The sequence below is a fragment of the gamma proteobacterium symbiont of Lampromicra miyakona genome, from assembly GCF_059730895.1.
The window spans coordinates 3356944-3375672 of record NZ_AP035932.1 but is presented as its reverse complement, the minus strand read 5'-3'; the positions used below and the strand labels follow the sequence as shown (position 1 = coordinate 3375672).

At 57.1% G+C, this 18729-nt stretch carries 24 protein-coding genes; all 24 read right to left on the bottom strand.

The window, feature by feature from the left end; genetic code table 11:
• Nucleotides 1–11: 11 nt before the first annotated feature.
• Nucleotides 12–656: a PFL_4703 family integrating conjugative element protein gene (locus AC6I8P_RS15865; protein ID WP_498030749.1), complete on the bottom strand. Its 645-nt coding sequence runs from the start codon at nt 654–656 to the stop codon at nt 12–14.
• On the bottom strand, nt 653–1027 hold the full coding sequence (locus AC6I8P_RS15860; RefSeq protein WP_104187948.1) for a TIGR03750 family conjugal transfer protein: 375 nt from the start codon (nt 1025–1027) through the stop codon (nt 653–655). Before AC6I8P_RS15860 ends, AC6I8P_RS15865 begins: the two co-directional genes overlap by 4 nt.
• A gap of 9 nt (nt 1028–1036) precedes the next feature.
• Nucleotides 1037–1399, bottom strand: coding sequence for a TIGR03745 family integrating conjugative element membrane protein (locus tag AC6I8P_RS15855; RefSeq protein WP_104187946.1), 363 nt, complete (start codon nt 1397–1399; stop codon nt 1037–1039).
• Between the two features lie 12 nt (nt 1400–1411).
• Entirely contained in the window at nt 1412–1657 is a 246-nt protein-coding gene (locus AC6I8P_RS15850; RefSeq protein WP_498030748.1) for a TIGR03758 family integrating conjugative element protein, read from the bottom strand.
• Entirely contained in the window at nt 1648–1965 is a 318-nt protein-coding gene (locus AC6I8P_RS15845) for an integrative conjugative element protein, RAQPRD family (RefSeq protein WP_166711468.1), read from the bottom strand. Before AC6I8P_RS15845 ends, AC6I8P_RS15850 begins: the two co-directional genes overlap by 10 nt.
• Before the next feature lie 298 nt (nt 1966–2263).
• Nucleotides 2264–3025, bottom strand: coding sequence for a TIGR03747 family integrating conjugative element membrane protein (locus tag AC6I8P_RS15840; RefSeq protein ID WP_255152436.1), 762 nt, complete (start codon nt 3023–3025; stop codon nt 2264–2266).
• Nucleotides 3012–5123: a type IV conjugative transfer system coupling protein TraD gene (traD, locus tag AC6I8P_RS15835; protein WP_498030747.1), complete on the bottom strand. Its 2112-nt coding sequence runs from the start codon at nt 5121–5123 to the stop codon at nt 3012–3014. The genes AC6I8P_RS15840 and traD overlap by 14 nt, the downstream gene beginning before the upstream one ends.
• The gene (locus AC6I8P_RS15830; RefSeq protein ID WP_498030746.1) at nt 5120–5248 is read right to left on the bottom strand and encodes a hypothetical protein; all 129 of its coding nucleotides are present in this window, start codon (nt 5246–5248) and stop codon (nt 5120–5122) included. Before AC6I8P_RS15830 ends, traD begins: the two co-directional genes overlap by 4 nt.
• A 13-nt stretch (nt 5249–5261) precedes the next feature.
• Entirely contained in the window at nt 5262–5906 is a 645-nt protein-coding gene (locus AC6I8P_RS15825) for a restriction endonuclease (RefSeq protein WP_498031175.1), read from the bottom strand.
• Nucleotides 5906–6433, bottom strand: a complete 528-nt coding sequence (locus tag AC6I8P_RS15820; RefSeq protein WP_498030745.1) for an integrating conjugative element protein — start codon at nt 6431–6433, stop codon at nt 5906–5908. The genes AC6I8P_RS15825 and AC6I8P_RS15820 overlap by 1 nt, the downstream gene beginning before the upstream one ends.
• Nucleotides 6430–7041 (bottom strand): transglycosylase SLT domain-containing protein, encoded by a 612-nt coding sequence (locus AC6I8P_RS15815; protein ID WP_498030744.1) that lies wholly within the window; start codon nt 7039–7041, stop codon nt 6430–6432. Before AC6I8P_RS15815 ends, AC6I8P_RS15820 begins: the two co-directional genes overlap by 4 nt.
• Complete coding sequence (locus AC6I8P_RS15810; RefSeq protein ID WP_498031174.1) at nt 7020–7733, bottom strand: TIGR03759 family integrating conjugative element protein; 714 nt, start codon at nt 7731–7733, stop codon at nt 7020–7022. Before AC6I8P_RS15810 ends, AC6I8P_RS15815 begins: the two co-directional genes overlap by 22 nt.
• 17 nt (nt 7734–7750) lie before the next feature.
• Nucleotides 7751–8602, bottom strand: a complete 852-nt coding sequence (locus AC6I8P_RS15805) for a plasmid transfer protein (RefSeq protein WP_498030743.1) — start codon at nt 8600–8602, stop codon at nt 7751–7753.
• A 155-nt stretch (nt 8603–8757) separates the two neighbouring features.
• Nucleotides 8758–9051, bottom strand: coding sequence for a DapH/DapD/GlmU-related protein (locus tag AC6I8P_RS15800; RefSeq protein ID WP_498030742.1), 294 nt, complete (start codon nt 9049–9051; stop codon nt 8758–8760).
• Nucleotides 9052–9512: 461 nt separating this feature from the next.
• The gene (pilV, locus tag AC6I8P_RS15795; RefSeq protein ID WP_498030741.1) at nt 9513–10826 is read right to left on the bottom strand and encodes a shufflon system plasmid conjugative transfer pilus tip adhesin PilV; all 1314 of its coding nucleotides are present in this window, start codon (nt 10824–10826) and stop codon (nt 9513–9515) included.
• A 5-nt stretch (nt 10827–10831) separates the two neighbouring features.
• Nucleotides 10832–11500 carry a prepilin peptidase gene (locus tag AC6I8P_RS15790; RefSeq protein WP_498030740.1) on the bottom strand — a complete coding sequence of 223 codons (669 nt, stop codon included), beginning with the start codon at nt 11498–11500 and terminating at the stop codon, nt 10832–10834.
• Complete coding sequence (locus AC6I8P_RS15785) at nt 11497–11976, bottom strand: lytic transglycosylase domain-containing protein (protein ID WP_058770081.1); 480 nt, start codon at nt 11974–11976, stop codon at nt 11497–11499. The genes AC6I8P_RS15790 and AC6I8P_RS15785 overlap by 4 nt, the downstream gene beginning before the upstream one ends.
• 4 nt (nt 11977–11980) lie before the next feature.
• Entirely contained in the window at nt 11981–12577 is a 597-nt protein-coding gene (locus AC6I8P_RS15780) for a type 4 pilus major pilin (protein ID WP_498030739.1), read from the bottom strand.
• Nucleotides 12578–12586: 9 nt separating this feature from the next.
• Entirely contained in the window at nt 12587–13702 is a 1116-nt protein-coding gene (locus AC6I8P_RS15775; protein ID WP_498030738.1) for a type II secretion system F family protein, read from the bottom strand.
• Nucleotides 13689–15266 (bottom strand): GspE/PulE family protein, encoded by a 1578-nt coding sequence (locus tag AC6I8P_RS15770; RefSeq protein WP_498030737.1) that lies wholly within the window; start codon nt 15264–15266, stop codon nt 13689–13691. Before AC6I8P_RS15770 ends, AC6I8P_RS15775 begins: the two co-directional genes overlap by 14 nt.
• Before the next feature lie 7 nt (nt 15267–15273).
• Complete coding sequence (pilP, locus tag AC6I8P_RS15765) at nt 15274–15771, bottom strand: type IV pilus biogenesis protein PilP (RefSeq protein WP_498030736.1); 498 nt, start codon at nt 15769–15771, stop codon at nt 15274–15276.
• Nucleotides 15758–15871 carry a hypothetical protein gene (locus AC6I8P_RS15760; RefSeq protein WP_498031173.1) on the bottom strand — a complete coding sequence of 38 codons (114 nt, stop codon included), beginning with the start codon at nt 15869–15871 and terminating at the stop codon, nt 15758–15760. The genes pilP and AC6I8P_RS15760 overlap by 14 nt, the downstream gene beginning before the upstream one ends.
• Before the next feature lie 112 nt (nt 15872–15983).
• Nucleotides 15984–16970 carry a type 4b pilus protein PilO2 gene (gene pilO2, locus AC6I8P_RS15755; protein ID WP_498031172.1) on the bottom strand — a complete coding sequence of 329 codons (987 nt, stop codon included), beginning with the start codon at nt 16968–16970 and terminating at the stop codon, nt 15984–15986.
• Between the two features lie 69 nt (nt 16971–17039).
• Nucleotides 17040–18713, bottom strand: coding sequence for a PilN family type IVB pilus formation outer membrane protein (gene pilN / locus AC6I8P_RS15750; RefSeq protein WP_267411426.1), 1674 nt, complete (start codon nt 18711–18713; stop codon nt 17040–17042).
• Nucleotides 18714–18729 lie beyond the last annotated feature (16 nt).

The window sequence follows — 18729 nt, the reverse complement described above, 5'->3', positions numbered from 1 at the left end:
CCGGTTTCCCATCACTTTTTCTCCGGCTCAGGCAGGGTGACAGCTTCAAGCCGCTGAGGCGTAGCCGCATAGCAATCCAGCGCCAGCCCAAAGGGATTGCGCTCCGGATCGCCTTCCCAGCGCACCACTTTCAGGGGATACCGGACCAGCGCGCGCTTGACCGACTCGGTGTGGTAATACTCGTCTGCCACTAAATCCAGCCGTGCTATCCAGTTGTCCTGATCGAGAATGGTGACGCTGCGACTGCTGTAACCACGGCGGGGAATTTCATACACCACGCGCACGCGATCCCGTAGTTCATCGCTGTTTTTACGCATCTCTGCGTCTTTATTCAGAAAGTCCTGGCAGGACGGCGTCAGGTAAGGGCTCATCTGGGCAATTTTGTCCGGATAATCCACTTCACCATTTTTTGGCCATGAGTTCAGCTGCTGAAAGATATAGAACGCAAAGCTGTATACGGTGGACGGCGGAACCTCCCACCATTTTCGCGTGCTGCCCGATCGCAGGTCCGGTGGGTTATGGATGGTAAGTTCGGAAGGCGCGCGCATCCAGCCAATCCCCGTGACCAGCAGGCCGGCGAACAGCAGCACACAGGCGATGCGAAGCGAAATGATGTGATTATCACGCGCGGTCATACCGTTACGAAACCGGCTCATCGCTCACCTCTCTGCGGCATGGCCCGGGTTCGCTTCATCTCCCACGCCCGGCTGTCGAGTACCAGTGAACGTGAAAGGCGGGCCCGGCAGCGGATTTCCTCCAGCCGCTGCCAGATGTAATTTTCCGGCTTGCCACGTTTATAGCCGGCAATCCAGCCGCCACCCAGGAAGATGACAATGAGCGGCATCAGCAGCATGCAGGTGGGAAATGCCAGCCAGCCGATAAATGGCACCAGCGCCAGCGGCACCGCCAGGGGAATGCCGGCGACGACGCCAATGATGGCCGCCAGAAGAAACTCGCCAGACGTGAAGCCTTTCCACACCACGGGCGGATTGTTCAGACGATCAGGAAGGAAGTCGATGACGGCCATGCTTGCTCCTTACAAAATGTCAGAGGCTTTAGTGGCCAGATAGATGACGGCGAGGATGAGAATGATGCCTACCACCCCGTAAAGCAGGAATTCCGTCCAGGAGCCTTTACCCTTACGGATGTCATGGAAAGAGGTAATGACGGCATGGGCGACCGCGAGGAAGGCCCCAACGCTTATCAACAGCCCGAGTGCCAGCCCGCCCATTTTGGCGTACCCCATCATGGTGTTATAGGTGCCACCGCCACCGCCGGTGGTGGGCTGCTCAACCGGCGGCAGATCAGCAAGCGCCTGACCACTGATGAGAAAACCCGTCAGCAACAGCCCGGCGCGTGCGAATGCAGAGTGGTAAAGCCTGAGTAATGTGGATTTCATTGAGGTGTCCTTTTAGTGGAAAAACAGAAACAGCGTTGCCAGGTAAAGCACGATTAGCCTTACCGCAAGTTCATTGAACTGACGAAACGTCACGGATTTGGAGGCAATCCCGCGATAGGCCTGAACCAGCGCCCAGGCGCAGAACAGAAGAATGACGACGGCCAGCAACCCCAGAATGAGGGTGTTAAGTTGTCCGGGCGCTAGGCTGCTGCCGGTGCCGGCGCTCCACCCGTTCAGTTGCGCGCCGTTCATCGCCATGCGGGTTCCTCAGCACGATACTGGCCGGTAACAGCGGACTGCCGGGATGCGGGTTGTGCCCTGGAGGGTTCCAGATAGGCGGAAATACCCTGCTTCATGGTGGTGATATCGCGTGTCGCCTGCAGATAGTCGAAATAAAAGCGGGCATCCTGAGTCTGGTTTGCCGCGACACGGGCCCGGTCAAGCCCGGCCTGCACCTGATCCAGCTGACGCATGACCAGCGCCAGCTCGTCTTTCTCGGAGGCGTGACACTGCAGGACGGGAAGTGTGGTTATCAGCAGGGCAATGAGGTTTCTGGTGTGACGCATGAGGCTCTCCCGGTTATCTGGTCGTCGGGAGAGTGACGCAAAGCAGCGAGGCTTACAGCAGGAAATTCTTTATGTACTGTCGAAAATTTAGGTGTAACTGCCCGGGATGATTAATGTACTCAACGTGCACGCCTTTACAGTAAGCTTCGTATATAGCGCTTATCATCGCTCATTTAATGCCCATGCCGCCGCCAGACTCAGGGCCGCCGAAACGCCGCAATCTAAAAAACATAAAAAAAGCCCGCACCAGCTGCGGGCCCTCGGGGAGCATCCCGAAAATGGTACAACGCGCGGTATCTCAGAGATACTTTTTAAATGACCCCGTTACCACCGCCAGAACGCCACCAACCAGCAGTGCTGAAGGCAGTAACAACAGATTTGGCCACACCGCCGTGGGCCATGCCAGGTAGAGCATGCAGGGGCCATAAAGGGCAGGCTTAATAAAGCGCTTGGCGTGGTGATAGACAAAGCTTGATTCATAGCCGGCGCCGTATCGCCGTAAGTCACGCCTGACCAGCCCGTCCACCACGCCCATGATGACAACCAGCGCAAACAGCGGCAGGCTGAGAAAAAGGATCATGACCCGGATGAAGAAAATCAGCGTGACCCAGACTGTGGCCTGAAGGTACACACCCAGCCAGCTCACCAGTGAAGCACCCAGCCCATTGAGCGCCGGGATAAGCCCGCTGCCTTTTTCGCTCAGGGCTTTAAATGACTGCAGCCAGCCGCTGAATCCGCTGTCCACGAACAGCCACTGCCACGCTACATGCACCCAGCGGCTGACCGTCTCAACCGGAGCGGCCATCAGCAGGCTGCGCGTATACCCCTCCGACAGCCAGTGACTTTCAGCCACCATCACCCGGTAGCTGTGGGCGGCGCCTTCCTCCGGCCACAACAGCGCGATACAGGCATATTCAATCAGCAGGCTGACGAGCAGTGATCCGAGCAGCACGCCGATAAGGCCCACAGGAAAATCCCACAGAAGCAGCCCAATCGGTCCTGACTGCCGCTGGCGCGCAGGGGCGCTTCGTTGTCTGCTGTCACCATCATGCTGGGACATCCGGACCTCCTGCCAACGGCATGTCACCACCCGTCCACCATGTCTCACCGGTGTGGTAGTTTTTTTCCATATTGTCAGCCAGTTGCTTAAGACTGGCAGGCATATGTGGATCGTCATTATCTGCCGGCAGCGGCATGCGAACTTTCCACAACCGCCCCCCTTCAAGTAACGCAAAGGCCTGCCCCTTTGGCAGGTTGATGATATCTGCAGGGCTAATCATCGGGACTTTAACCAGACTCACCTGGTCATTAACGTTGCTGTTAAAGTCTGTTCCTTCCCCGGGACGGGAAACATCCGTGACGCCGGAAGTCAGTGTTTTCTGGTAAACGTCCACTTCAGGGAGTTGATCGGTGAGCAGCATGGCGGTGTTCTTCTCGCGCACGCGGAGCATGACGAGCGTGTTGAAGTTCCCCACCACCTGATTTGCTTTAGCCGTGCTGCCGATCCGTGCCTCGATATCTGACAGGGTCTGGGTATAAGCGGTCACCTGAAAGCCGGCACCGCCCCCTTTGTTGATGAGCGGAATGAACTCATCCCCCATCAGCTCGTTGAACTCATCGCAGTGCAGGTTGATGGCCACCTTTGCGGATTTACCTTCCTCCTCATCGCCAAGACCGAACTTGTAGATGTGACCGCCCTCAGAGACCAGATCGGCAAACATGCTGTTGCCAACGGCCGCGGCCACCACCGGATCAGAGAGCGCATCGAGGCCGACATACACCACGCCGCGTGACTTTATAATATTGTGCCAGTCCAGAATCGGGCGCGGATCGTCAAGGTCGGTGTAATCGGGCGCGAGAAGCGCAGCCGTTTTACCGGTGGTAAGTTTCTCCAGCAGCGGCAACAGGGAGGCCACAATTTTATCGAAGTAGGTGCGATCGTATTGGACTGCGCTGCGCAGACCATCAAGCACCGGGTCCCAGAGCTTTTTCCCCTCCGGGCTGCCCAGTACCTGCTCCGATACCCAGATTTTCGCGCCGTTAGGCCTGCCCTGAAGATGACGCGGCAGGTCCTTATCGCTGATCCCACTCTGCATCATAGCTTCTGCGGTATTCAGCAACTGCGGCGCCTTTTCACTCAGCAGGTTATCCACGTAGGTTTCATACAGCTCACCGATATTGGTGACATGGCGGAGAATGAGGCCGTAATCCGGTCGCTGACCGAGGGCGACCAGCGCGCGCGTGATGATATTGACGAAGCGCCAGGCAAACTCCCGGAATGCGGCGGAATTACCTTCACCGGAGAGCTGTCCGGCCACGCGTGACGCCACCTCCGAAATACGGCTGAAGCGTCCGACGGCGTTGTACCGTGCGCTGATATCGGGCCAGCCAAGATGAAAGACCCAGAAATTATCCTGACGACCCGCGCGGTGCGACTCCGCATACATCCGGCGCAGCAGGTCAGCGTCCCCTTTGGGATCAAACACGATGACCACCTCATGGTCGCCGGCGGCGTTTTTACGTCGGATATCCTGGGTGATGAGCAACTCCGCCAGACGGGTCTTGCCCACGCGGGTGGTGCCAATAACGAGCATATGTCCGACGCGTTCGCCGAGATCGTAGGTCACCGTCGTCTCATCAGGCTCGACGCCGTGATAAATCGGGCTGCCGCCGACCGGCGGCAATGGTCGAAAAGGGTTTAGCGCCGTATCTGCACGGGTCAGCCGGCACAGCCAGGGGAGGCTGTATTCCATCCTTTTTTCCATTTCGCGTGCCATGCGGTAGAGCACGGAGGACTGCACGTAGATTTCGCATTCAGGACGACGCGCCTCCATCAGTCGCTGGGTATGACGTGCCGACCACTGGAACCCTTTGCCCAGAAAAAGGTGGCGCCGGCTGACCGGGATCTGATCGCTGGTCAGCACGTAACGGGGGAGACGACGGATATTCTGCCGGTAGCGCAATATTTTCATGCCCTGACGGGTCCGCTTCAGGGCAATGACGCCGAAGCCGGCAGCCGTAACCCAGCTTACGGAAGGCGCTAATGCCACCGCCCAGGGGGCGGTCAGGCATATGCAGGTCGCACTGGCCGCAACCGTAGCGGAATAGAGCTCTACCGCCGGGCGCAGCAGGGACTCCATGACATAACGATCGCTCATGAAAACTCCCTGCTGGTCTGCCAGCCAGAAGAGCCGGTAAGCTTTGCTGCAGCATTCATTTTGCGGTCAACCGCTGCCGCGCTTTGCAGCAGGTTGTCATTCTTACTCGCCATAAAACCAGACATTGTTATCTCCCTCTTAATCATGAACAGTTGTGGAAGAAGCGTGTTTTTCTGGGGGGTGTTGTCGCGGGGCCTGACAGTGTGACTGGGTGTACAGGTAGTCCATCCAGCGCCGATCGCCAGCCAGCAGCCACAGTAGCCGCTGGCCACTGATGAGGGTGATGCCGCTGTAATGTCGTAAGGCATCCCGGCTCACCTCACCTGTCCGGCCGGTATGAATAAACAGACCAGAGCAGCGTTCGCGCTCTGTCAGCAACCCGAATGCAGAAACGTGTGCCGCACTGATGGTTGCACTGTACCGCTTGGCCTGAATCAGAAAGCGGCGACCATTGATCCAGACGGTCCCATCGGCCCCCCCATCACCGCTGTAACGGGCATTGCGCTGTATACGCAGCCCCTGCCGTGACAGCGCTGTCAGTAACATCTCTTCAAACACATACGGATTCATCTTGCGAAGCCAGCTTATCCGCGCCGGCTCGTCGCGCAGCCGGGACAGGCGAAGCAGCGCCCGGGCAGCCTGTTTCTGATAGCGACGATGACGGCGCTGGGTGACAGAACGGCGCGCTGATAACAGAAGGCCCAGTGCAGTCGCAAAAGCGATTAACAGGACAACCAGCCCGCGATGCTGGCTGAACAGCTCCGGGAAAAGGGTTGCCGGAATCACTGTGAAATTCCTGTTGCGGTGATCAGCGCCGGATAATGTGTCAGCGCCAGCCGGCGGGCCAGATCTCCGCCGCTGACAGGCACCATTTCAACCGCCGGGGCTATCTGACGCAGCGATTTCAGGCCGCTTTCATCCTGCACGTTGATAATCATGCCGGTTGCCTGCATACGCATTAGCTCAGCGGCATTATGCTGTAGCCAGCTGCGGGATGAGGGATCGTCACCCAGCACAAATACCGGTGGCATCCCCGGCAGGTTTACTGGTCTGGCAGTCACGGTGCCTGGGGACATTTCTGGTGTGCTGACGGGCAGCATATCGGAAATGGAAAGCGACACAGGAGGCGGAGGAAGCGCTGTAGCGGCCGGATCGCCCGCAGGAGCCGCGTTAATTGCGTCGAAGAAAGGTGCGGTACTTTCACCGCCAAGATCTCCTACAACGGTGAGCGCTGCAAATGCACTAAACGTTGCCATCAGCATGACAGGGATGAGAGCTACCGGCAGGATGTTACGGATTTGAATTTTCATTGAGGTTCAATCCAGGTAAGTGTTGAACTGGCAAGGGTGACAGGCTGCTCACTTCGGGAGGGCATATCGGCTGGCGCAATCTGGCTGAGCTTGCGGCGCACTATCGCCATATAGGTTGCGGCGTGGCGCCCGCCCGCAGGGTGATGGTAGCAGCCTGCAGCCTGCAGCCAGCTTCCGGGACGGGCGTCATAACAGGCCCGCAGAATACGGGCAGCAGCGCGAAGATTGGTATAAGGGTCAAATGCATCACGATAGGTGGCAAAGAAATGGCCATTCCATCCCAGATTCACCTGCGCCAGCCCGACATCGATATTTTTCAGTGGCCAGCGCTGCATGAATCCGAGCAACGCCGTGAAGGCTTCCTCCCGGGTATCATAGTGATATCCCCTGCCTGCCACGTTGATGGTCCAGGGCCACGGCTTTGCTCCCCATGCGGTACTGCGCGTACTTTCAGCCATAGCGAGCGAGTACAGCGATTCAGCAGGTACCCGCTCGGCTGCAGCAATTTCACGGTAAGCATCCGGAATGACCTGGAGTGCCGGCGCACTGTGAGCTGCCGATGCCAGCAGCAGACCAGATGCAACCATCAGAACGCGGCGAGCTGCCATCCGTTTTCCCCCTGCTGCAGAATCACAGGCATCTGCCCCTGTCCGTAACGCAGCCACAGGCCGCCGTCGTGGTTAAGTGTTATCTGGCGACTGCGAACCTTTTCCACCGGAATGTTATGCCGGATAGCCCAGGCGCGGATGGCCTCATCGCTGTTTCCGCCGACCAGATAAATATCAACCGGGCGATCGTCTGCAAGAACAGCCGCAAGACGCGCATCGCAGCGGGAGCAGTTCTCTTTAACAAACAGTGCAAGCCGTCCCTGCGTATCGTGTGCTATCCCGGCAGCATTGCTGCCCATATTTACGGCCAGCGTCTCGGGATACAGGCGGAGCCAGGCGGCATTGATCTCGCGCTGGAAGGCCAGTTCTTTTTCAGTTCGCTGATATTCATGCCTGACCCAGAGCTCGGCCAGACGACGACGCTCAGCGCTGTTGCTTGTTTCCACGCCCAGAGCAGTAAGAGGATCGAGACCGGGAGACATAATGCCGCGCTCGCCCCGCATGAGCGTCTGATAACGGCTCCAGTCGCTGTCAGAAAGTCCCCACTGCTGCGCCTGCTGCTTAGAACTCAGCGTGCCCGATAAGGATTCCTGCAGCGGGGATACGCTGCTCTGCGCTGACGGCGTCTGAACCGTTGCCGCATCTGAGAGAAATGACATCAGAATCAGCACGGCAGGTAAGCTTTTTTTAATCACTGATCTATCTCCGTTCATTCAACATGCAGCCGTTGCTCGCTGCCGTTAACCGTAAAGAGCGCGGTGCTACTTCCCTCTGTTGACCGGAGTGTCCAGCCAAGCAGGGAATCACCTGGTGAAAGCAGGCGCATGGCGGATATCTGTGAAGCACCGCGCGGAATGACAACGGCGAAGGTCTGCCCGCCACGGCGTTCAATGCCGGTCAGCACAAACGGTGCAGCCAGCGTCACCGAGCGCCTGGCTGACCGGTTAATCTTTTTTGCAGGAGTCGCCGCGCGGGTTTTAGCTGCTTCGATGGCGGTCCGGCTCTTCTCAGGATCAGCCGCTTTCTGCGCCAGCTGACGGTTGAGCTCACTCAGTGCGGAGGATGACTGCTGAACATCGTGCTCAAGAGAACTTAAGCGCGTCTGCAGCTGAGCAACTACCTGGCCGTTACTACTGCCGGCGTCCTGCAGCTGACTGACTGCGTTTTTCAGGCTGGCCTGTTCTTCACCGGCCGACTGCAGTTTCACGGGAAGTGAGGCTAAGGTGGCTGTCTGATGCTCAAGTGTTTTCAGGCGCGCTTCCATCGATGAGACATTGGAGGCAAGCTGACCAATCTGGCCGCTGCGAAACGCCGCATCGAGTGTGTTAACGCGTATAGTCAGGTCTGATACCTGACGCCCCATGACAACCAGCGCGATCAGGGAACCCGTCAGACTGACAGTAAGCAAAACGATGCTGCCACCTTTGATGATTTTTCGGTGGTTAAACGGAAGCCGGATTCGGGGCTTATCCGCAGCGACGGGCTGCGCCTCTGACTCTCCGGCCTGATGTTCAGGAGCGTCAGGGAGCAGTTCCTCGGGCGAGGCATGACTGAGTGACATACAGGGATTCCTTATGGCTGCACAGCAGAACGGCCATAAGGTGCAAAAATGCGCGGGGAAAGACGATGGTTAAATCTTCAACCGGTTACGAAAATTTAAATCTGACGATACCGGCTGAAGATTAACTTGAAAAAACACCGGACGATTAAGTCGGTCTAGTCATTAGAATGAATCAGTACTTGTGTGCTTTTTGGATTAAAAACTGTCGCATTATCTGGAATGTGTCTGTTCACAAATGTTCCAGCGCCAATAACAACATTGTTACCTATGTTTACATCACCAATAATCAATGCATGTGCGCCAAGATCGACATTATCCCCAATGATGGTTCTTCCTGATACGTCTCCATTGGTCTTCCTGCCAATGGTGACTCCGTGGCGTATATTAAGCCTGCTCCCGATTTTACATTCAGGTCGGATAACAATTCCGAAGCCATGATTTATTTTCATGCCGGGACCGATCTCTGCATCCAGAGCTATGTCGATTGAATATTTTCTGCATAAATTTCGGTTGATCTTCCTGGCACGCTTTCTCAACAGTTTATTGTCAGTCTGGTGGAAATATGAAGCCAGCCTCCATCAAAAATAAAAACGTTTATCCGGGCTGGTTAACAACCTGTGCATCACTCTAAGCCAACTGAATTTTTTCTTACCTGCTCTGTTAATGACTTCAATTCGCAAGCATTCTTTGAGAAAGGCAAGTTGAGGCTTACCGGATTTTGAATCAATAAGTGTGTCTACTTTTGAGAGGGAAGGTCTCATTTCCATATTCGACTAAATGACCATATCAAACATTGTGGGCATGCCATTAATTTACTGCATTTGCGCATCGCCCACCACCACTTATCATCAGCGAAATTACATACAAAAAATTTCACTTAAGTACCTATATAATGTGAGCCAATATTCCTTTAATAGTTCAGCATAACTTTTATACAGCTACAGTATCCTTGTGGTGACTGACCAGGTGAGATAACGGGGCAATTATCATCAGTTCTTGGCGTGTAACCAACATAATCGTCTGAACGCCCCTTATCAAATGATGTCCTGCGGCAATAATATCCCGGCACGCCAGAGGCATTTTTCTTCCACGTCCAATCCTGGCACGAAAGTGTAGCTCCGCTCGAATCATGACTGATCGCGCCAATAATGCTGCAACCTGCACCTATCGAGTTGACCTGGTCCTGGTACAGAAGTCCGCCTGCAGACATGTCCCCCTCCGCCCGCACGCTTCCGCCACGAACCTGACCGCCGGTATAAATGTTTTTATTATTAACCGAGCGGACCCAGTCATTATCCGACATGTAAAAACCTCCACCGTATGTCTCATTAAGCCAGCCCTTAGAACCCCGCGTAATCATCCAGCCATTATTAGACCTGATATCGCTATTAGCGGTAATCGCGTTACCAGCAGTGACGTTGGCGCCTGCTGAGACGCCGGACCCTGCGGTGACGTTCTGGCCTGTCACAGTTCCGTTAGCAGTGATGTTGCCGCGTGCAGTAACGTTACTGCTGAATGCACCGTTAACCGCGTTAACCGTAGCCGCGTTATTCAGGTTGTTTCCCCCCATATCAATGCTGGTATGCATCGTGTTCAGGTCTGGCTTACCGGTAACGGAAAAACGATACAGGCGATCGCTCTCACCCTGCGCGGCACCCAGTTCATCCGTGGTCAGCAGAACGGCGATATGGCCCTGCGTGGTGCTGACGCCAAATTGTGCGAGCGGCATGCTCCAGCTGCTCATCGCGCCGGTCGCGATCCCTGACGTCCAGATATAGCCCCCCATGCCAGAGGTGATATCCATTGATATCTGTCGCAGTGCCAGAAAGGGCAGCGCGGAACCGTTCTGTGTAAAAATCAGCCCCTGCAGCTGGTCCGTGTTAGTTGCATTCCGGACAAGCGCAGCGCGATATACCTGGCCATCGATAGTGTTCTCACTGAAACCCTGCTCCAGAAAACCGGTGTTTTTCAACATCGCCGGCGTCACGATAACGGGGGACGTCGTCGTGGCGCTGGAGAGCAGCGTATCGTAATAACGTCCCGTATAGCTTTTGACGGCCTGCGTAAAACGGGAAACCTGCGCAGCAGTATTCATCCAGGTCCGCTTATCCATCCAGTCACTGATAAGCGAATACCCCCAGACGCTGACGAGTAACAGAATAATCAGTGCGGCACCGGTGCTGATGATCGCCCAGCCCCTGTCGTTTTTTTCAGTCGATTTCACAGACATCACCATGTAATGAGTGGCTGATAAAGTTTGATAAGCGCGGTCAGCATCGCGCCGGCGCAGAGCCAGGGCCCCATAGGACCTCCCTGCTGGACGCGGCGAACCAGAAGCTGCCAGAGCACAAATAAAATGACGCCGGTGAGCAGTGCATAAAGCCCCTCACAACCACCGAGCCAGGCCGCAACAGCGCCGGCCAGCCAGACGTCGCCAAGCCCCAGGCATTCTCGCGCAGAGACTCTTTCGGTGACGTAGCGCCAGAGCCCGAATAACCCCAGCGCCGTCGCGGCAGAGAATGCATGCCCCCAGAAGCCGGGGGCAGCCAGAGCACCAGCCAGACCGGCAATCAGGCAGCTCACCGTCATATAACGGGGCAGAAATCCGGTGAGCGCATCGATGAGCGTCATCCTGAAGAGAAAAAGGCTGAACAACAGCGCCATCAGCCGATCCAGAGCCGGGGCCGGTGACAGTACGATGCAGGTTGCCGCTGCAGCAAAAAGCCAGGTAATGCCGGCGGGGGCAGGATTTAAAATAATGGCCAGCCATTCTTTTCCATCATCGGTGGTCAGATAGCTGAGGCGAACCAGGTTCGCCATAAAACAGAACAGGCACAAGCCAAGCGGAAAAATGATGATAAGCATTGGCCACGGCATGCTCAGCGTCAGCAGCGTCACAGTTTAATTCCCCGTTCTTTCAGTAAAAGCTGGCGGTAAATGGCATATATGCGGTTGGCATAGGACTCGCGCGTTTCATGGCGGTCTTTTCTGAACCCGGCGTTATACGAGCCGAGACAGTTCCAGCTGTAGCCACAGACCTGAAAATGTCTCGCAAGTATCCAGGTGCCGATTTGCACATTGAGGCAGGGGCGCGTCAGCAAATCCTGTGGACCGCTGATGACCCCCTGCGCGATCAGCCCCGGAATATGTGAGGAATTGATCTGCATCAGCCCATAGTCCGTGCTGAGCGCCCGCCCGGTTTTTTTATCCCGGTTAATATTCGTTATTGCCGGCCGGAGGCTGCTCTCGCCCGTAGCGATGGCTTTAAGCAGGAGCGGATCGAGATGGTACTTCGCACCCGCTGCGTCAAAGCAAAACGCCCCCGCACGGGGGCAAAGCAATATCAGGAACAGAACCGTGGACAGGCGCAGCATGTCATCAGCCGTTGTGCGTAAAGACGAGCGTGTTATTCCCGGTCGTGCCACTGTCAGCCGTGCAGGACTTTCCTGCCGCTTCCGCGCTGACAATGCCGTCGCTGAAATCCGTGCTGTTAATGCTGATTGCGCTGAATGCACCGCCGGAACCGAGCTGGGTGGCAATAGAAATGCAGTCTGCCTGCGGTACTTTCTGTGTCGTAACGGAAAATCCGTTATTGAACCCGTTGGTCGCCACCGGTGCTATCACGACCTGGCCACCATAGCTGTTCCACATCGTCGCCGTGCCGGAGCTTGACGTTCCCTGAATGGTCCAGCCAGCTTTCGGCGCGCCACCCTGCTGGATCAGGGTGCCGGTCATCGTGGTGCTGCTGGTAAAGTTGTACCCTCCCTGAGTCTGCTTAAGCTGCTGAGCATTGGTCACGATAAACTGAAGATTGGATACCTCCACGCCTACGGACTTTTTACCCCACAGGCTCCAGATCCATGCACCCACGATACAGATAACAACGATGGTGAGCAGTGCAATGGCGCCATGCTCAAGAACGCCCCAGCCGCGATCAGGCTGGCGATGATGTTGCAGGAATGCATTTGATGACATGATGTTTCCTTAATGTGTGCTGAAGGTGTTCATATCCTGAATCTGCATCACCATCAGCAGTATGAGTAAGAAGAAACTCATAATCAGGACGAGAGAAAAGAGCTTGGTAACGTTCGCGCGGCGGGCAACGCGCGCCAGCGCCTGCTCCAGCCAGCGATCGGCATAGTTGGTGATCAGCGATGCTGCACTGTTGCCTTTATCGAGAAGAGAGAGGTAGTTCACCGCCTCACGGCTGGGGAAGTCATATCCGCTGTTGCGCATTGCGCGGCCCAGAGAATCACCCTCGCTCATGCAGTCCATCGCGCCCTCGATGCGCTCCTGCAGCCAGGGCGGAGCGAATCCGTTAAGGATCTGCAGCGACTTAAGCTCCTGCACACCGGCGCCCAGCAGCGCCCCGATATTCATCAGGAACACAGCCCCCTGCAGGTCTTTGTAAACTGACCAGGGCATGAGGTAATCAGCGAAACGACGCAGTCGCCCCCGCCATCGGGGCAGGGACCAGAACGCCAGCGCAACAAGTGCTGCGGCCGCGCCGGCAGCAGTCAGTCCCCAGCGGCCGCTCCACTGCGCAACGCCATTCATAAATCCGAGTGCGCCAGTCCAGCCTGCGGGATCGGACATTTTGCTCAGGGTGGGGACCAGCGCCAGGTTGTTGGCCAGCAGCAACCCCGTCCCCAGCAATACCAGCACGATCGGAAATACGGAGGCGAATACCACCTGGCCGAGAATGCGACGACGAGCCACAATGAGTTTATCCGCCTGCATCAGGGCGCCGGGAATATTGCCGGTTTCCATTCCGGCGCTGATAAGTGCGGCCTCTTCATAAGGTGCCCAGGCGGCCAGCACGTCCTGCAGCGCGCGACCGGGGCGGTTATCGTTCACCCCTTCAAGACAGTCCTGAACCAGCTCGTGGTAAGGATGCCAGCGGCTGCCAAAGTCGGTGTGCACCTCGCCAATCATGGTCAGGGCCTCTTTGAGCTGTTTGCGGTTTTCCAGCAGAAAGCGCAGGGTCTCGTAAAACGGCTGGCGGTACTGGCCGGTGAATGTTGCCCTGACCAGGCGGTAGCGCAGGTTTTCTGCTATCGACATATGCCTGTCAGGGGTGAAGCGATCAGCGGATGCCATCGGGTACCTCGCACTCCATCACCGAATCTTCATCCAGCGGACAGATAAGATCGCCTTCCAGCGGGTCAACACGCCCCTCAGCCAGGTATCTCATCAGGTGCATGCGGCGGGTAATACCGCCCTGATTGACCCAGTACTGACGGGCAACGGCCGGGCCGTGTGACAGCCAGAGCTGCATCAGGCGGGCATCGGTCCGTATCACTTCGGCAATGGCCGTGCGCCCGGTCACACCCCGGCTGATGATGCGTCCGGTCAGCGGCACCGTTTTCTGACAGTGGGGGCAGCCTTCGTGATTGCGGAAAAAGAGTTTGCTGGTATCGCAGAAGCCCTCAACAGTGCAGTACCGTTCAAGGCGTTCCCGCGTATCAGCGTCCAGCTCCGGGGCTTTTTTCTCCCACGGCACCCGGCAGTGTTCGCACAGCAGCGGCACCAGACGCTGGCCTATTAAGCCGGTGATGAGTGCGGCATCTGCGAGAAGGTGGCGGTCAATACCGAAGTGCTCCATACGACGCAGGGAGCCAATGGGGCTCTGCGTGTGCAGGGTGGAGAACAGCGCGTGCCCGGTTTCACTGGCGTAAATGCCGGCGATAAGGGAGTGCAGGTCACGCATCTCGCCGTTCAGAATGGCATCAGGATCGAGACGCAGCGCGGAGGCATTGGCGTTAGTCCAGGCGCGGCTGATGGCCTCCGGCGAGTTATCGGCAGGCATGACTGCCGTCTGTATGGCACCCGGAATCCGACCCTCAGGCGGATTTTCCAGCGTCAGCAGGCGCTTTTTACCGCCCGTCAGTTCAAGCCAGATGTCACTGAACACGCGCAGCGTGGCGCTTTTGCCCGAGCCGGTGGGCCCGGTGAGCAGCACCATGCCTTCCGGAAGGCGAAGGATCTGCATAATGAGCTTTATCTGCTCCGGCAGAAAACCCAGCTGCGGCAGCGTCGGTATGTTGTCACCGTCGTCCGGAATAAGACGCATAACCACTATCAGCCCGTCGGGCGTTGGACGATGCTCGTATCGCGCGCCATAAAGACCGGCGCGGCGGGCAAACTTTGCATCTATGCGTCCTGACTGCTCGCGACCGGAAAAAAATGACTGTTCGCGCACGTCGCACATGGAAAGATATGAGGTAGAGGCCAGCGTCATCCCCTCCACATCTTTCACTTCATCCACGACCTCCAGCTCGCCATGAATACGCAGCTGGACGATGGAAATCCTGCGGTCACTGCTGATTTCCATATGAATATCAGAGGCATTGAACTCGTGACCGAGCCTCATATAGCTGATGACCTTATCCTGCGATACGCTGATGTCGCGCTTGTCCAGATCGCCCTCGCTGACGCTCTGAGACAGGCTCAGGCCGCGCTGCTCCGCCACTTCACGCCGGCGGTTCAGCTCGCTCAGCGTCACAAACTCGGTTTTTGCCGTGGGATGCGCCCGGGTGACGTCCATCACCCAGCGTTGTATGGCCGCTTCTTTACGACGGTTGCCGTCGATTAACAGTGTTACGCCACCGGTGGCATGCAGCTCGGCGAACACAAAATCCATTATCTCTTTATCAGGAGTCATCGTGGCCTCAGAAGGAGAGTTCAGAATTGTCGCTGAGGCGCACAAGCGTTGACGTTACCTCAGTGACGCGTTTAGCCGTGCCCGGGATTTGGTCGCCTTTTACCACCTCCGTTACCCCGCCGTCAGGCAGGACAATGCGCGCGCGTAACTGATTACCACGCCCGTAAATTTCCTGCAGGCGAACGCTGCCGACGCGCTTCTCCGTGCCGGCAGACGCGGTCTGCTGAGAGGGGGCAGGCTGCGCCATAACCGGCATGGCCGGCTGGCTGGCGGTGGCCAGATAATTCCGGTCAGCACTCTGTCCGGACTGACTTTCCCGCAGCTGCTGCTCCAGCCGGGCCGTCTGCACTTTCTGCTCCAGAATCAGATTGCGGGCCTGCGCGGCTTCCAGCTCCCCGAGTGTGACATTCGGCGGCAGCACATCGCCGGCAGTGGCCGCAGGCGCGGGTCCGCAGAGCAGAGCGGACAGAAGCAGCCCAGGCAGGGCGGGATTAATTCTGCGCATAGATGCTCCCCTTCATGGTGTAGTCGAACTGCCCCTGCGGGCTCATGGTGATCGAAAGGCTGCTGAGGCGAAGCCCCGTGGCATCAAAATCCTGCAACAGTCGCTCGGGCTGCAGACGTGAGCTGACAGAAAAGTTAAATTCCCGCCAGTCCTGTATAGGGTAATTTTTTCCTCACCCGGCGCGACCGGCGGCGGCTTCACCTCGGTAAATTTCACGTCGAGATTGCGGCGCTGCAGATGGGATATAAAGCGCATAAGCTGAGCATCAGCACCGGGCAGAGCTTCGTCAGTGAACCCGGTCGGGGGGTATGGTTAAAGGGAATGAAAACATCACCGTTTTTACCGCCTTCCTGCAGATTGAAGACGGCTGAGTGACCGAGCAGCTCACGGGCGCGGCGGGAGAAATCCTCGACCGTTGCACCCGGGGTGGCAACAAAGCGCAGGCGCAGGCCCTCCGGGACGCATTCCCCATCGGTAAAGCGCCAGCCGGCAACGGATGCGAATACGGGCTCACGCGTGAGCCAGCAGTTGCTTAGCAGCACTGAAACAGGAGGCAGTGAGGCCCACGGGTGCGGTGCGCGTGCGGGTTCAGCCGGCTTTTCTTTCGTCAATGCCATGCGGGCGCGAAACGCTGCCATTGCAGCGGCCTGTTCAGCCTTTTCCGATGCCGCATCGAACCAGTAAACGCCACAGGCCACCGCGAGGCTGACGGCGGCTGCCGGGATAATGACCGACAGGGCGGTCACGCGCTTATGAAGCCGGCAGCGTTTTACCTGCGCCCGGCTGAGTCTGTCGGTCAGTGTGCCGGCGTGCAGTTTGTCGTCTGCCGTTGCGGCACAGCGTAAACGCGGCGAATCAGCATCATTAAAACGCAGGAAGTTTGCCGCCGACTGTTCAATCATGGCGCGGGAGCCGGTCACATCGCCCATGACGGATAACTGCCCGCCGATAGCCGCGAAAAAGACCCACGAATCCTCGGTGTGACTCAGGCGGTAAATACCCCAGGCATTTCCGCCCTCGGCCAGCAGGAATGCCACGGCCAGCGCGTGCTGGCTGCGGCGCACGCGCCCCGGGGAAACCAGGCCGCGCATTGAAGCATTTCCTCTGCCGGCAGCGGCATAATGCGTATCAGGCGACGCTTTACTGCGAAACCGGGTACTTAACGCATTACGCTGCGGCTCCCAGTGAAGACCTGCCATCCAGTCCCGCCGCTGATGCGTCAAACGGATGCCGGCCCGGAGGCTCATTTTTTTTAGTACTGACATGGTTTACCTCAGCAGAACAGGGGTGATCATGATGACGAGCGTCGTGCGGCCGCGGGAGCCTGTCTGGCCGCCGCCCAGAATGAAGTTGTTTGGCGTAAGGGTGCCCTGTTTGTCTGCAGAAAGGTTCTGCTGTTCCGAACCGGTCAGCACCAGCGTCTGACCAGAGCGCAGATTGACCTTTCGGGCCAGCCCTTCGGTTGACGTTGTCGGCAGATCGTTACGGGTATTGCCGTCAGCGCTGAGGAATTTCTCAATCTGCGGCGGGCTGGTATAGCTGAAGGCGAACTGCAGCTGCACGTCGCCGTTTTCCTGAATGAACGGCAGCATGGTCATGAACAGGCCGGTGGTAATGGTCGTCGTCGTCATCGATGAGGTGACGCCCACGTTCGCCGTTGCGGTTGTGCTGGAACTGGACAGGATGCCTTTCTGGCTTGAAAGCTGATACGCCACCGGCGTCAGGTTGGCTGTAGGGTCAGTCTGGTTCAGTGCCATGCTGACATTACCCTGCTCGGAAAGAGCTTTAATAAGCAGGCTTGATCCGGAGAATTTAGCCGCATTACCTGTGGCCGTATCGAGGATTGAGATACCGGCGCTGGCGGCTGATGTGGAGGCATTGGCCATTGACCCTGTCAGGCTGGCGCCAAAGTTATGGAGGGATTTATAAACCAGCCCCCAGTCAAGGCCCAGCTGCTCGTTGCGTGTCTGGCTGACGCTGACAATCTGAATATTGAGCTGTACCTGACGGCTCAGAACCTTGTTCTGATACTCGATATAGCGACCGATGCGGTTAAGCACGTCAGGTGTATCCGTCACGCTCAGCGTGCCGGTGGCGGCCGAAAGCCAGAATCGCCCGGATTTTGGGGTCACCATCTGCTCAACCGTTTTACGAATATCATCGTAAAGGTCGCTGTTCATGCCGTAATCAGTTTTCTGATTAGAGCTGATATCGCCTGTCGTACCGCCGGTCGTCCCGCCGCCGCTGCCCAGCTGATTGCCTGAGCCGGAATTGATCGAGGCGCTGCTGTTAACCTTTGTATTCAGGATAACCAGCTGAAAAGTGCGGGTATCCTGAAGATAGAAATACACGCCGCTGCTGTCACTTCGCCAGGACAGGCCGTATCCGCTGGCTTCAATATCAAGAAGATCGCGGACATCCCCCTGGAACTTAAGGCCACGCGCAATCATGGTGCTTTGCTGAACAGGCGCGGCCTGCCCTGCAGAAGCGCCGATCTGTGAAAGCGGCACACGACCGTTATCATCGGGTGCTGGCAACGCACCGCTCATCGGGGAGGTGACCACACCTCCGGTTGTGACATTGCTCAGCGCTGCATAAGCATCGGGGGTGATCGACACCCGGATGCCACAAAGCGCGGTGATGCGCTGACCCAGCTCCGGCAGTGAAATCCCTTCCGGCCGGTTAATCGTTATCTGACAGGAAGGCAGTTTCTTTTCATCCGGCGTGGACACGACCGGTGCAACCGGCTGCAGGTTCACCCAGGGTTTATCAGACCAGACAACGGTAGGCTGAGATAAAGCCTGGCGGCTCTGCAGCACCCGCTGTGCCGTTTCAGCCTGACCTGTGGCTTCCTTATCCATTTTGCTGATTTCACTCAGCGAACATGATGACAGCACAAACGCGGCGGCCAGCGCTGTCAGGCAGAAAGGTAAACGCGGCATCCGCAGCCCCCTGGTG

What these genes read in the sequence shown, in the direction of transcription:
- AC6I8P_RS15865 (WP_498030749.1), bottom strand. Translation starts at nt 656, where the DNA reads ATGAGCCGGTTTCGTAACGGTATGACCGCGCGTGATAATCACATCATT.
- AC6I8P_RS15860 (WP_104187948.1), bottom strand. Translation starts at nt 1,027, where the DNA reads ATGGCCGTCATCGACTTCCTTCCTGATCGTCTGAACAATCCGCCCGTG.
- AC6I8P_RS15855 (WP_104187946.1), bottom strand. Translation starts at nt 1,399, where the DNA reads ATGAAATCCACATTACTCAGGCTTTACCACTCTGCATTCGCACGCGCC.
- AC6I8P_RS15850 (WP_498030748.1), bottom strand. Translation starts at nt 1,657, where the DNA reads ATGGCGATGAACGGCGCGCAACTGAACGGGTGGAGCGCCGGCACCGGC.
- AC6I8P_RS15845 (WP_166711468.1), bottom strand. Translation starts at nt 1,965, where the DNA reads ATGCGTCACACCAGAAACCTCATTGCCCTGCTGATAACCACACTTCCC.
- AC6I8P_RS15840 (WP_255152436.1), bottom strand. Translation starts at nt 3,025, where the DNA reads ATGTCCCAGCATGATGGTGACAGCAGACAACGAAGCGCCCCTGCGCGC.
- traD (WP_498030747.1), bottom strand. Translation starts at nt 5,123, where the DNA reads ATGAGCGATCGTTATGTCATGGAGTCCCTGCTGCGCCCGGCGGTAGAG.
- AC6I8P_RS15830 (WP_498030746.1), bottom strand. Translation starts at nt 5,248, where the DNA reads ATGTCTGGTTTTATGGCGAGTAAGAATGACAACCTGCTGCAAAGCGCG.
- AC6I8P_RS15820 (WP_498030745.1), bottom strand. Translation starts at nt 6,433, where the DNA reads ATGAAAATTCAAATCCGTAACATCCTGCCGGTAGCTCTCATCCCTGTC.
- AC6I8P_RS15815 (WP_498030744.1), bottom strand. Translation starts at nt 7,041, where the DNA reads ATGGCAGCTCGCCGCGTTCTGATGGTTGCATCTGGTCTGCTGCTGGCA.
- AC6I8P_RS15805 (WP_498030743.1), bottom strand. Translation starts at nt 8,602, where the DNA reads ATGTCACTCAGTCATGCCTCGCCCGAGGAACTGCTCCCTGACGCTCCT.
- AC6I8P_RS15800 (WP_498030742.1), bottom strand. Translation starts at nt 9,051, where the DNA reads ATGAAAATAAATCATGGCTTCGGAATTGTTATCCGACCTGAATGTAAA.
- AC6I8P_RS15785 (WP_058770081.1), bottom strand. Translation starts at nt 11,976, where the DNA reads ATGCTGCGCCTGTCCACGGTTCTGTTCCTGATATTGCTTTGCCCCCGT.
- AC6I8P_RS15780 (WP_498030739.1), bottom strand. Translation starts at nt 12,577, where the DNA reads ATGTCATCAAATGCATTCCTGCAACATCATCGCCAGCCTGATCGCGGC.
- AC6I8P_RS15775 (WP_498030738.1), bottom strand. Translation starts at nt 13,702, where the DNA reads ATGGCATCCGCTGATCGCTTCACCCCTGACAGGCATATGTCGATAGCA.
- AC6I8P_RS15770 (WP_498030737.1), bottom strand. Translation starts at nt 15,266, where the DNA reads ATGACTCCTGATAAAGAGATAATGGATTTTGTGTTCGCCGAGCTGCAT.
- pilP (WP_498030736.1), bottom strand. Translation starts at nt 15,771, where the DNA reads ATGCGCAGAATTAATCCCGCCCTGCCTGGGCTGCTTCTGTCCGCTCTG.
- pilO2 (WP_498031172.1), bottom strand. Translation starts at nt 16,970, where the DNA reads ATGGCAGGTCTTCACTGGGAGCCGCAGCGTAATGCGTTAAGTACCCGG.
- pilN (WP_267411426.1), bottom strand. Translation starts at nt 18,713, where the DNA reads ATGCCGCGTTTACCTTTCTGCCTGACAGCGCTGGCCGCCGCGTTTGTG.